Origin of the sequence: Sutterella parvirubra YIT 11816, from assembly GCF_000250875.1 — a bacterium.
GTDB classification, from domain to species: domain Bacteria; phylum Pseudomonadota; class Gammaproteobacteria; order Burkholderiales; family Burkholderiaceae_F; genus Sutterella; species Sutterella parvirubra.
In genome coordinates, this window is the sequence record NZ_JH605004.1 from 24,646 (window position 1) to 35,204 (window position 10,559).

At 66.6% G+C, this 10,559-nt stretch carries 13 protein-coding genes; 9 read left to right on the forward strand and 4 right to left on the reverse strand.

The window, feature by feature from the left end:
* From HMPREF9440_RS12175 to HMPREF9440_RS08290, 9 genes are all read left to right on the forward strand, one after another.
* The coding region (locus HMPREF9440_RS12175; protein WP_008543245.1) for a RibD family protein at positions 1-609 on the forward strand (609 nt) is incomplete at its 5' end.
* Between the two features lie 4 nt (positions 610-613).
* A complete protein-coding gene (locus tag HMPREF9440_RS08255; protein ID WP_008543248.1) occupies positions 614-1,231 on the forward strand; it encodes a riboflavin synthase in 618 nt (205 codons plus the stop codon).
* Positions 1,232-1,389: 158 nt separating this feature from the next.
* Entirely contained in the window at positions 1,390-1,878 is a 489-nt protein-coding gene (gene ribH / locus HMPREF9440_RS08260) for a 6,7-dimethyl-8-ribityllumazine synthase (protein WP_008543250.1), read from the forward strand.
* 2 nt (positions 1,879-1,880) lie between these two features.
* On the forward strand, positions 1,881-2,390 hold the full coding sequence (nusB, locus tag HMPREF9440_RS08265; protein WP_008543252.1) for a transcription antitermination protein NusB: 510 nt from the start codon (positions 1,881-1,883) through the stop codon (positions 2,388-2,390).
* A gap of 96 nt (positions 2,391-2,486) precedes the next feature.
* On the forward strand, positions 2,487-3,488 hold the full coding sequence (gene thiL / locus HMPREF9440_RS08270; RefSeq protein ID WP_008543253.1) for a thiamine-phosphate kinase: 1,002 nt from the start codon (positions 2,487-2,489) through the stop codon (positions 3,486-3,488).
* The gene (locus tag HMPREF9440_RS08275) at positions 3,488-4,030 is read left to right on the forward strand and encodes a phosphatidylglycerophosphatase A family protein (protein ID WP_008543254.1); all 543 of its coding nucleotides are present in this window, start codon (positions 3,488-3,490) and stop codon (positions 4,028-4,030) included. Before thiL ends, HMPREF9440_RS08275 begins: the two co-directional genes overlap by 1 nt.
* A 65-nt stretch (positions 4,031-4,095) precedes the next feature.
* Entirely contained in the window at positions 4,096-4,638 is a 543-nt protein-coding gene (locus HMPREF9440_RS08280; protein ID WP_008543255.1) for a CinA family protein, read from the forward strand.
* Positions 4,639-4,695: 57 nt separating this feature from the next.
* The gene (locus tag HMPREF9440_RS08285) at positions 4,696-6,009 is read left to right on the forward strand and encodes a hemolysin family protein (protein ID WP_008543256.1); all 1,314 of its coding nucleotides are present in this window, start codon (positions 4,696-4,698) and stop codon (positions 6,007-6,009) included.
* Positions 6,006-7,193 carry a hypothetical protein gene (locus HMPREF9440_RS08290; RefSeq protein WP_008543257.1) on the forward strand — a complete coding sequence of 396 codons (1,188 nt, stop codon included), beginning with the start codon at positions 6,006-6,008 and terminating at the stop codon, positions 7,191-7,193. Before HMPREF9440_RS08285 ends, HMPREF9440_RS08290 begins: the two co-directional genes overlap by 4 nt.
* A gap of 115 nt (positions 7,194-7,308) precedes the next feature.
* Here HMPREF9440_RS08290 and pyrF read toward each other — a convergent pair whose 3' ends face one another.
* From pyrF to HMPREF9440_RS11705, 4 genes are all read right to left on the reverse strand, one after another.
* Complete coding sequence (gene pyrF, locus HMPREF9440_RS08295; protein WP_008543258.1) at positions 7,309-8,124, reverse strand: orotidine-5'-phosphate decarboxylase; 816 nt, start codon at positions 8,122-8,124, stop codon at positions 7,309-7,311.
* 227 nt (positions 8,125-8,351) lie between these two features.
* Positions 8,352-9,986 carry a chaperonin GroEL gene (gene groL / locus HMPREF9440_RS08300; protein ID WP_008543259.1) on the reverse strand — a complete coding sequence of 545 codons (1,635 nt, stop codon included), beginning with the start codon at positions 9,984-9,986 and terminating at the stop codon, positions 8,352-8,354.
* Between the two features lie 49 nt (positions 9,987-10,035).
* Complete coding sequence (locus HMPREF9440_RS08305; protein ID WP_008543261.1) at positions 10,036-10,323, reverse strand: co-chaperone GroES; 288 nt, start codon at positions 10,321-10,323, stop codon at positions 10,036-10,038.
* A gap of 20 nt (positions 10,324-10,343) precedes the next feature.
* Positions 10,344-10,559 (reverse strand): hypothetical protein (locus HMPREF9440_RS11705; protein WP_216586073.1); only part of this gene is annotated, 216 nt, incomplete at its 5' end.

The following is a 10,559-nucleotide window of genomic DNA, read 5'->3' on the forward strand; positions in this document are numbered from 1 at the left end:
GACGGGCGCTCGCAGTGGATCACGGGCCCGGCCGCGCGCGAAGACGGCCACCGCTATCGGAGCTGGTCGGGCGCGGTGCTGACCGGGATCGGCACGGTTCTGGCGGACGACCCGCAGATGAACGTGCGTCTGCCCGACCGGCCCGTGGAGACCACCCGGCAGCCCCTTCGCGTCGTCGTCGACGGACGGATGAAGACGCCTCCCTCGGCGAAGATCCTTCACACGCCGGGCGGCGCCGTCTGGATCGTCACGGCGAAGGACGACGAGGGCAAGCGCGCGGCGCTCGAAGCCGCCGGCGCCAAAGTCGTCGTCCTGCCCGACCCGAACAATCCCGAACACGTCGACCTCGCGGCGCTCATGCGCATGTTGGGCGGGGCGGAAGTGAACGAAGTCCACGTCGAAGCGGGGGCCGGTTTGAACGGCGCGCTCCTCGACGCGGGGCTCGTCGACGAACTCATCATCTATCAGGCGCCATGCTTCTTCGGGGAGGGCCTCCCCGTCGCGGCGGTGGCGCGCCCCGAATCCCCCGGCGCGGCGCCGCGCTGGAAGACCGTGAGCGCGGACGTGCTCGCGGGCGGGGACATCCGAATCATCTGTAGGAGAAACTGACGCCATGTTTACCGGCATCATTCAAGCGGTCGGCAAAGTCCGCGAACCCGAACCCCTCGGCAACGGCGTGCGCCTCACGATCGTCGCCCCCGACCTGGGGCTGGAAGACGTGAAGGTGGGCGACTCGATCGCCGTCAACGGCGCCTGCATGACGGTCGTCGAGAAGACCGACAAGGAATTCAAGATCGACGTCTCGGCCGAGAGTCTCTCGAAGACGACGGGCCTCGACACGTTCGGCGAAGTGAACCTTGAAAAGGCGATGCGTTTGGGCGACCGCGTCGACGGCCACCTCGTTTCCGGCCACGTCGACGGCGTGGGCCAGGTCGAATCGATGGAGCAGATCGCGGAATCCTGGAAGCTCGTCATCCGCGCCCCGAGGAAGCTCTCTCCGTATCTCGCCTACAAGGGGTCGATCACGGTGAACGGCGTCTCGCTCACGATCAACTCGGTCGAAGACACCGCTTTGGACACCTTGGTTTCGATCAACCTCATCCCGCACACGGTCGAGGTGACGACCTTGAAGAACCTCAAGGCCCAGAGCTACGTCAACCTTGAAATCGACCTCATCGCCCGCTACTGCGAGCGCATGATGAGCCTCAAGGACGAAGACTCGCTCTTCTGAGGCTGAAGGCGCCCCACGGGGCGCCGTTTCAGCGGGCAAAGCGCCCCGCAAACGCGCTAAAATGGAGAGTCCGATGGGGCGGGATGCCTTGTCGGACTTTTCAATTGAATTCCTCGCCCGGAGCGCCGGTTCGCGCCCGGGCACCTCAGGAGACATCCATGGCTGTTGACATTGTTCCCACCTCGTTGGACGGCACCGATCTGCGCATCGGCATCGTGGTGGCCCGCTTTAACGAATACGCCGGCCGCGGTGAGTTCGAAGCCTGCATGGACGAACTCCGCAAGCTGGGCGTGCAGGATGAGGACGTCACGAAGGTGAGCGTCCCGGGCGCCCTGGAAATCCCGTTCGCGCTCCAGAAGCTCGCGGGCACCGACGAATACGACGCCCTCATTGCCTTGGGCGCCGTCATCCGCGGCGAAACGTACCACTTCGAACTCGTCTCGAACGAGTCCGGCGCCGGCATCACGCGCATCGCGCTCGACTACGGCATCCCGATCGCCAACGGCGTGCTCACGACCGAAAACGACGAACAGGCTCAGGAACGCCTCGACATGAAGGGCCGCGACTGCGCCCGCTGCGCCGTCGAAATGGCGAATCTCGCGAAGGAATTCGTCCAGGTCGACGACTTTGACGGCGACGAGGAGTAAGCATGACGGAGAAGGTTCATCCGACCCGCCGCCAGCGTTCGCCCCGTCATCTCGCGCGCATCTTCGTGCTCCTCGGGCTCTACCAGTGGCTCGCGGACAAGACGCTCACGGCCCTGCAGATCGAAGAGCACCTGGGCGGCCTCATTCACGACGAGGGCGAACAGCTCGAAGGCTGCGACATCCTGCCTTCGGACTTCGAGCACTGCGACCGCGAGCTCTTCCGTGAACTCCTCACGGGGATCCTCGCGCAGGCCGACGTGGTCGAAGGGACCTTCGCGCCCTTCGTGGACCGTGACCTGAAGCGTGTCTCGCTCGTGGAGCATGCCGTGCTCTACGTCGGGAGCTACGAGCTTCTGCGCTGCCCGCAGACGCCCTGGCGCGTCGTTCTCAACGAAAGCGTCGAGCTCGCGAAGGAATTCGGGAGCGGCTACCGCTTCACGAACGCCGTTCTGGAGCGCGTCGCGCGCGAAGTCAGGAAGGACGAAGTCGGCGCCGAAACGCCCGCGTCCTGACGTCCGTCGGGACGGGACGCACGCCCGCCGAACGTTTTGAAGAAAGGCCGTCCGAAGACCGGGCGGCCTTTTGTTTGGAAGGAGGCTTGGGGGATCATGACCCAACGCGGTGAATTTCAGATCATCGAACAGTTCTTCACGCATGCGCCCTTCGGCGCGTGGACGAGCCAGGGTCCGGGGGACGACTGCGCGCTGATCGACATCGGCGGCCGCCGCATCGCGGTGACCTGCGACATGGCGGCCTTGGGGACGCACTTTCTCCCCGACGCCGACCCCGAGGACGTGGGGTACAAGGCGTTGGCGGTGAATTTGTCCGACCTCGCCGCCGCGGGGGCGGTCCCCCGCGCGTTCTTTCTTTCCATCGGGCTCCCCCGCCGCGACGACGGGTGGCTCGCCGACTTCTCCCGCGGGATGATGGCCCTGGCGCAGAGCACGGGCTGCGCACTCCTTGGAGGCGACACGACGCGAACCCCTGAAGTCGCCGACGGGCGGCATTCCCCCGCCGTCATCAGCATCACGGCGATGGGGGACCTCCCCGAAGGGAAGGGCCTCACCCGCGCGGGCGCGAAGCCGGGCGACGACGTTTGGGTCTCGGGCACGGTGGGGGACGCCTACGCGGCGCTCCGCTGCCGCCAGGGGCACTGGGACGCGATGCCCGACGCCCTCCCGCAGCTCTACGCCCGCATGGACCGCCCGGTGCCGAGGTTGGCCCTCGGCCAGGCGCTCCTTGACGTCGCGACGGCCGCGGCGGACGTCTCCGACGGGCTCCTCGCCGACCTCGGGCACATCCTCGACCGCTCGGGGGTTTCCGCCGAAATCGATTTCGACCTCGTGCCCCGCTCGACCGCGTTGCGGTCGATGACGCCCTTGCGCCAACGCGAAGCGGCGCTCTCCGGGGGCGACGACTACGAATTGGTCTTCACGGCACCGGCCGAACTTGCCGACCGCGTGCGCGCGATCGGCGTCGCAACGAACACCCTCGTCACCCGGATCGGCCGCATTGAAAAGCGCACCTCGACCGCGCTCGTCGTCCGCTCGGGCGAAGGGCTTCTTCCCATCACCGCGGGGTTCGACCACTTCGCGGCGGAGGAAGCCTGATGGCGGCGGATCTCAAAGCCAAATACGGGGCGGCGTCCCCCACGCGGAAGCATCCCTTCACGCTCAGATTCTGCTGGTCCTCGCCCGCGACGGTGCTCGCCACCTTCGGGGGCGCGGGCGCGATGCGCCCGGGCCCGGGGACCTGGGGGACGCTGGCCGGGGCGGTCGTCTTCGCGGTTTTCGCTTCCGTCGTCCCGACCTGGGGTTGGGTGGCGCTCGCCGTCCTTTTCTGCGTCTTGGGAGCGTTCGCCGCCGACGCGGTGGCCGCCAAAACCGGGATTGAGGACCACGGCGGCGTCGTCATCGACGAGGTGGTCGCCGTCTGGCTCGTCTGCGCGTTCGTGCCCGCCGGGTGGCCGTGGTGGGCCGCGGCCTTTGCGGCCTTCCGCGTCTTCGACATCCTGAAGTTCTGGCCCGTCTCCTGGTTGGACCGTCACATGAAGAACGGCTGGGGCGTCATGATCGACGACCTCTTTGCGGCGCTTTATGCTTGGCTCACGATCCGCATCGCGGCGGCGCTTTTGGGCTTCTGGCCCGTCTGACGACGAAGGCTCCGGAAAGACCACACACGACCACGCACACGAAAGAAAGGACCCGAGGGAGGACCATGGACGAACTGAGACACCAGACGGCATTGGCGGCGGCGCTCGCCGGCGAAACGGCGCGCGAGCGCGGGCACGTCTTCGCGACGGCGGAGAGCTGCACGGGAGGCCTCGTCGCGGCGTCCTTGACCGACGTCGCGGGCTCCTCCGCGTGGTTCGACCGCGGGTTCGTGACGTACGCGACCGTCTCGAAGACGGAGCTTTTGGACGTTGATCCGGACGAGATCGAACGCGAAGGCGTCGTGAGCGAAGCGGTCGCCCGCGCGATGGCGCGGGGTGCGCTGGCGAAAAGCAGGGCGACCCTCTCCGTGGCGCTCACCGGCGTCGCCGGTCCCACGGGCGGCACGCCCGAGACGCCCGTCGGCACGGTCTGGATCGGTTGGGGTGAGAAGACTCCCGAAGGGGAGATCGTCACCGCGGCGCGACGGATTCTCGTGACAGGGAGCCGCGACGCGGTGCGTTGGGGCGCGGCCCGTACGGCGCTCCAGGGGCTGATCGCCATGATGGGCGGGGTCAACCCCGCCACCATGCCCTGCGAATTCGACTAAATTCGACCTTACGCGTCCCCGTGTCGGGGACGCCCTCACGAGACTCCGGGAAGATCTATGTCGGGTTGGTTCGACGTCCTCATCCTTTTTCTGCTGATCGGGCTGAACGGTTGGTTCGCGCTCTCCGAGATCGCGCTTGTCACGAGCCGCCGCGTGCGTCTGCAGGTCCTTGAAGACGACGCCGCACCGGGCGCGGCGCGCGCCAAGGAGCTGAACGCCGACCCCACGCGCGCGCTCTCGACGATTCAGGTCGGGATCACCTCGATCGGGATCCTCTCGGGGATCGTGGGCGAGTCGGCGCTCGCGCGCCCCGTGGCGGATTGGCTGGTGTCGCTCGGCATGAACGCCGAGACGGCCTCTGGGGTCGGGATCGTGCTCGTCGTCGTGCTGGTCACGTACTTCTCGATCGTCCTGGGGGAACTGGTCCCGAAGCGCATCGGCCAGCTGGCGCCCGAGAAGATCGCCTGCCGCGTCGCCGGTCCCATCCACATGCTGAGCGTCGTCGCGGCGCCCTTCGTACACCTTCTCTCCGTCTCGACCGCGCGGGTGCTCCGCGCGATCGGCGTGCGTGAGGGTGAGGAAGCGGGCGTCACCGAAGAGGAAATCCACGCGATGATCGACGAGGGCGAGGAGAGCGGCGTCATCGAGACGGCCGAGCGCGACATGGTGCGGAACGTCTTCCGCTTGGACGACCGCCAGGTGGGGAGCCTCATGATCCCGCGCGCCGACATCGAGTGGATCGACCTCGAAGACCCGGTCGAGACCAACATCGAGAAGATCCGCACGTCGGCCCGCTCGCGGCTCCCCGTCTGCGAAGGGTCCTTGGACAACGTGAAGGGCTTCTGCTCGACGAGGACGCTTCTGCAGCAGATCATCGACCACGGGCGCGCGGACTTCGCGCAGAGCCTCGCCCCCATCAGCTACGTGCCGGAATCGATCACCGGGATGGAGCTCCTCGAACACTTCCGCCGCACCGACATGCCGATGGCCCTGGTGGTGGACGAATACGGCGAGGTGCAGGGGCTGGTGACGCCCCGCGACGTCCTGGAAGCGATTGCGGGCGAATTCAAGCCGGAAGAACCGGGCGACGCCTGGGTGAGCCGCCGCGAGGACGGTTCCTGGCTGTTAGACGGGGTGATCCCCGTCCCCGAATTGAAGGACGTTCTTCACCTGAAGAGCGTCCCGGACGAAGAGCACGGCCGCTACAACACGTTGGCGGGCGTGATGATGTGGCTGCTCGGACGCGTGCCCCGCGAAGGGGATGTGGCCGAGTGGCAGGGTTGGCGCCTCGAGATCCTCGACATGGACGGGCGCCGCGTCGACAAGGTTTTGGCGACCCGCGTGGCCGCCGGAGAGGAGACTGACGAATGACGCGACGCGTGCCGGGCACCGGTTTTTGGGTGGGTTTGGCGGTGGCGGCCGGGGCCGCCGCGGCGGGGTTCCTCCACTGGGAGAGCGTGAAGTTGGACGATGGGCTCCGCGAGGCGGACGGCATCACCTTGGAGGGCGGCGTCGTCCGCGTGACGGAAAAGAGCCGCACGTGGCTGACGCGCGAATTGGACGTCGCCTACGAAGTGGGCGGAGACGCCTTCCACTGGCGCGGCTCCGCCTCCGTGGGTTGGGGCGGGAAGATTGCGTTGAAGCTCGACACGGCGAAGGGTCTGGGGCGCCTCATCCCCGCGATGGGCGTCCAGGACTGGGCGGACGAGTGGCTGATCACGAGTTCCGTCACGGGTGAGCCCAAGGACTTCACCTGGACCGTGAAGCCCTTCAGGTTGGAGGGCTGCGCCTTCGACGGCATGCGCCTTCGCACGAACATGCGCACGTGGAGCTTCGAAGCGGACGGATTCCGCTGCCAGGCGCCCGCTGCCGGGGGCGCGGACGGTCCCGTCGTCGCGAAGATGGAGATGCTCCGCGCGACGGGCGAGCACTACAAGACCTTGAACCTCAAGACGGGCGCGTTCCTCCTGGGCGGCGTCTCGGGGAAGCGCTTCGCGCTCGCCTACGGGCTGGAGCCCGAGAAGCCCAAGGCGAAGGATGAGGGCGCGGGCGTCTTGGACGACGTGCGCCGCACGGAGACCGTGACGCTTGAGATCATGAATCCGACGTCGGAGGGCAGCACCTGGGACCGCTTCGCGATGACGAGCCGGTTGACCGGCATCTCGGACGAACTTCTTCGCCGCATGCGGGTCGTCTCCGCGGGTGCGGTGCTGGGCGGCTTGACGGAGGCGCAGCTCCTGGTGGCCTTTTCCGCCTTGGAAGACGCCTTCATGCGGGACGGTCTCGTTTGGGAGTTGGACGAAGCGCTCCTCGCGCGCGACGGCAACGCCGCCCGCATGGCGGGGCGCCTCGCCTACGTGGGGCCGGAGCGCCCCGGGGCCGCGCCCACGCTCGGGCGCTTCACGATCTCGGTGCCGGACGCGATGCTGGGCGAGAAGTGGAAGACGGAGGCCGCGGCCGACGGCTCGATGCGCTTGGAGGGCGACTTCTGGGTTTCGAGCCTGGAGCTCACGACCGAGCACCTCATCGCGAACGACGTCGTGATCATCTTCTGACCGGCGCCTCCTGAGCGGAGAGGCGAAAGAGAAACGAAACGGGCCGTCGGCGCGGAAGCCTTCGGCCCGTTCTTCATGCGGGGGCGCTGCGGCGCCCCTTGCCGTTCTCCGCGGATCAGCGGCGCGCTGCGTTGATGGCGTCGCGGGTCGCGACCGCGGCCGCACGGGCCGCTTCGCGCCAGTCCTCACCCTGGCTTGCGTAGAGGATCGCGCGGCCGGAGTTGATCACCATGCCGCCCTTCTTCGCGTCGATCCCGGCCTTGACGCAGGCTTCAACGTCGCCGCCCTGCGCGCCGATCCCGGGGACGAGAAGCGGAAGGGTGGGCGCCAGGCGGCGCACCGAGGCGATCTCGGCGGGGTACGTGGCGCCGGTGACGAGGCCCAACTGGCCGGAGAGGTTCCACTCCGAAGAGGCCAGGCGGGCGATGCGCTCGAAGATCCGTTCGCCGTCGACGGTGAGCATCTGGAAGTCGTCGCCGCCCTTGTTCGAGGTGCGGCAGAGGACGAACGCGCCCTTGCCTTCATAAGCAAGGTACGGCTTGATCGTGTCGAACCCCATGAAGGGCGAGAGCGTCACGCAGTCCGCCTTGTAGCGTTCGAACGCTTCGCGGGCGTAGTGCTCGGCGGTACTCCCGATGTCGCCGCGCTTCGCGTCGAGGATCACCGGCACTTCGGGGTGCTTCTCATGGATGTACGTGATGAGCTCTTCCAACTGATCTTCCGCGCCGCAGGACGCGAAGTAGGCGATCTGCGGCTTGAACGCGCAGACGAGGTCGGCGGTCGCGTCGACGATCTCGCGGCAGAAGGCGAGAATCGCGTCGGGGCGGTCGGCAAGCTCCGCGGGGAAGCGCGAGGGGTTGGGGTCGAGACCGACGCAGAGCAGCGTGTCGGCGCCCTGCCAGCGGGCTTCGAGCATCTCGGTGAACGTCATGAGGGGGAGTCCTTTTCTCGGCGTGGGCGGCCCTGCGGGGCCGCCGGGTTTTTTGAAACGCCGCTCATCTTAACACTGCGGGGGCGGAAGTCCCGAAGGATGCGGGCCTTCCGGCGACCTCCGGACGCAAAAAGGGCGCCCGTCCCTTGTGGGAGAGCGCCCTTTTCTTGGGTTTCAGCGTGCCGAAGGCGTGCTGAGGGGAGACGGGCTTGAAGCCCGCCCGTTCATCACATCATGCCGGGCATGCCGTCCATGCCGCCCATCGGGGGCATGGGCTTTTCTTCAACCGGGAGGTCGGCCACCATGCAGTCCGTCGTGAGGATGAGCGACGCCACGGAGGCGGCGTTCATGAGCGCGGTGCGGGTGACCTTCGTCGGGTCGAGAACGCCCATTTCGACCATGTCGCCGTAGACGCCGGACTGGGCGTTGTAGCCGTAGTTGCCGGAGCCCTGAGCGACCTGGTTGACGACGACGCTGGGTTCTTCGCCGGCGTTGGCGACGATCTGACGGAGCGGCTCTTCCATCGCGCGGAGCACGATGCGGATGCCGGCGTTCTGTTCGTCGTTGTCGCCCTGGATGCCCTGGATGGCGAGCTTGGCGCGGATCAGCGCGACGCCGCCGCCCGGGACGATGCCTTCTTCCACGGCCGCACGGGTGGCGTGGAGGGCGTCTTCGACGCGGGCCTTCTTTTCCTTCATTTCGACTTCGGTCGCGGCGCCCACCTTGATGAGGGCCACGCCGCCGGCCAACTTCGCCACGCGTTCCTGGAGCTTTTCACGGTCGTAGTCGCTCGTGGCGGCGTCGATCTGCGTGCGGATGTTCTTGACGCGGTTTTCGATGGCTTCGGCCGAGCCGGCGCCGTCGATGATCGTCGTGTTTTCCTTCGAGACTTCGACCTTCTTGGCGGAACCGAGCTGTTCGATCGTGGCCTTGTCGAGCGAGAGGCCGACGGTGCTCGAGATGACCGTGCCGCCCGTGAGGATGGCGATGTCTTCGAGCATGGCCGTGCGGCGGTCGCCGAAGCCCGGCGCCTTGACGGCGACGACCTTGAGGATGCCGCGGATCGAGTTCACGACGAGGGTCGCGAGCGCTTCGCCGTCGATGTCTTCGGCGATGATGACGAGCGGACGGGCGGCCTTCGCAACCTGTTCGAGCACGGGGAGAAGTTCGCGGATGTTGCTGATCTTCTTGTCGTGGAGCAGGATGAACGGGTTGTCGAGAACGGCGGCCTGCTTTTCAGGCGTGTTGATGAAGTAGGGCGAGAGGTAGCCGCGGTCGAACTGCATGCCTTCGACGACTTCGAGTTCGTTCTTCAGGCTCTTGCCGTCTTCGACGGTGATCACGCCTTCCTTGCCGACCTTGTCCATCGCTTCGGAGATGATGTCGCCGATTTCCGCGTCGGAGTTGGCGGAGATGGCGCCGACCTGGGCGATTTCCTTGTTGGTCGTGGTGGGCTTGGAGATCTTCTTCAGTTCTTCGATGGCGGCGCCGACGGCCTTGTCGATGCCGCGCTTCAGATCCATCGGGTTCATGCCGGCGGCGACGAACTTCATGCCTTCGTCGACGATCGCCTGGGCGAGCACCGTGGCGGTGGTCGTGCCGTCGCCCGCGTTGTCGCTCGTCTTCGAGGCGACTTCACGGACCATGGCGGCGCCCATGTTCTCGAACTTGTCCTTGAGTTCGATTTCCTTCGCAACCGAAACGCCGTCCTTCGTGACCGTCGGGCCGCCGAAGGCGCGTTCGAGCACGACGTTGCGGCCCTTCGGGCCGAGCGTGACCTTCACGGCGTCGGCGAGCACGTTGATGCCGCGGACCATCTTCGCGCGGGCGGAGTCACCAAAAAGAACCTGCTTAGCAGCCATTTCTCTTTTCCTTCAAATGTGAATGCGTTGAATGCGGACGGGTGCGGGCTTATTCGAGCACGCCCATGATGTCTTCCTCGCGCATGACGAGGTATTCCTGGCCGTCGACCTTGACGGTCTGGCCGGAGTACTTGCCGAAGAGGACGCGGTCACCGACCTTGACGTCGGGGGTGATCAGGCGGCCGGCTTCGTCGCGCTTGCCCGGACCGACGGCGACGACTTCACCCTGGTCGGGCTTCTCACCGGCGGTGTCCGGGAGAACGATGCCGAAGGACGTGGTCGTTTCCGCTTCGAGGCGCTTGATGATGACGCGGTCATGCAACGGACGGATCTGCATTTGAGGCTTTCTCCAAATGTTCAATTCGAAATCGGCACCGCGCGCGTGACGGGCGTCGATATGAAAAAGAAAATGAACGGAGGATCGTCGTCGATCCTCCTTCCTTTACCATTTGCTTCGCATATGGGGGCGGCCCGCGTCTTTTCAAGGGCTGCCGCAACATTTTTTTTCACGAGGCCGGGGGTGGAGAGATGCCGTCGAGGAATGAAATGACCGGTTGGGCCGCGGAGCGCGGA

What these genes read in the sequence shown, in the direction of transcription:
- HMPREF9440_RS08255 (WP_008543248.1), top strand. Translation starts at nt 614, where the DNA reads ATGTTTACCGGCATCATTCAAGCGGTCGGCAAAGTCCGCGAACCCGAA.
- HMPREF9440_RS08275 (WP_008543254.1), top strand. Translation starts at nt 3,488, where the DNA reads ATGGCGGCGGATCTCAAAGCCAAATACGGGGCGGCGTCCCCCACGCGG.
- thiL (WP_008543253.1), top strand. Translation starts at nt 2,487, where the DNA reads ATGACCCAACGCGGTGAATTTCAGATCATCGAACAGTTCTTCACGCAT.
- HMPREF9440_RS08305 (WP_008543261.1), bottom strand. Translation starts at nt 10,323, where the DNA reads ATGCAGATCCGTCCGTTGCATGACCGCGTCATCATCAAGCGCCTCGAA.
- groL (WP_008543259.1), bottom strand. Translation starts at nt 9,986, where the DNA reads ATGGCTGCTAAGCAGGTTCTTTTTGGTGACTCCGCCCGCGCGAAGATG.
- HMPREF9440_RS08280 (WP_008543255.1), top strand. Translation starts at nt 4,096, where the DNA reads ATGGACGAACTGAGACACCAGACGGCATTGGCGGCGGCGCTCGCCGGC.
- HMPREF9440_RS08290 (WP_008543257.1), top strand. Translation starts at nt 6,006, where the DNA reads ATGACGCGACGCGTGCCGGGCACCGGTTTTTGGGTGGGTTTGGCGGTG.
- nusB (WP_008543252.1), top strand. Translation starts at nt 1,881, where the DNA reads ATGACGGAGAAGGTTCATCCGACCCGCCGCCAGCGTTCGCCCCGTCAT.
- ribH (WP_008543250.1), top strand. Translation starts at nt 1,390, where the DNA reads ATGGCTGTTGACATTGTTCCCACCTCGTTGGACGGCACCGATCTGCGC.
- pyrF (WP_008543258.1), bottom strand. Translation starts at nt 8,124, where the DNA reads ATGACGTTCACCGAGATGCTCGAAGCCCGCTGGCAGGGCGCCGACACG.
- HMPREF9440_RS08285 (WP_008543256.1), top strand. Translation starts at nt 4,696, where the DNA reads ATGTCGGGTTGGTTCGACGTCCTCATCCTTTTTCTGCTGATCGGGCTG.